Here is a 256-nt window from a genome sequence, read left to right as displayed (position 1 = left end):
GGTGGACACGGCGTGTTCCTCGTCGCTGGTGGCCCTGCACCAGGCGGCCCAGGCGGTGCGGTCGGGAGACTGCTCGCTGGCTCTCGTCGGAGGGGTCACCGTGATGGCGAGCCCGATCGTCTTCCAGGTCTTCAGCCGCCAGCGGGGCCTGTCCCCGGACGGCCGGTGCAGGGCGTTCGCCATGTCGGCGGATGGCACGGGTTTCTCCGACGGCCTGGGCATGCTGGTGGTCGAGCGGTTGTCGGACGCGCGTCGC

Annotated in this window: 1 protein-coding gene; it reads left to right on the top strand. The window is 71.9% G+C overall.

Features of this window, described 5'->3' with window-relative positions; genetic code table 11:
* On the top strand, positions 1-256 hold a 256-nt coding region (locus tag HPT28_RS27795; RefSeq protein ID WP_306824679.1), incomplete at both ends, for a beta-ketoacyl synthase N-terminal-like domain-containing protein.

The sequence above is a fragment of the Streptomyces sp. JJ38 genome, assembly GCF_019303475.1.
Classification (GTDB): domain Bacteria; phylum Actinomycetota; class Actinomycetes; order Streptomycetales; family Streptomycetaceae; genus Streptomyces.
The sequence above is the reverse complement of the archived record's forward strand: the minus strand, read 5'-3'. Positions and strand labels throughout refer to the sequence as shown.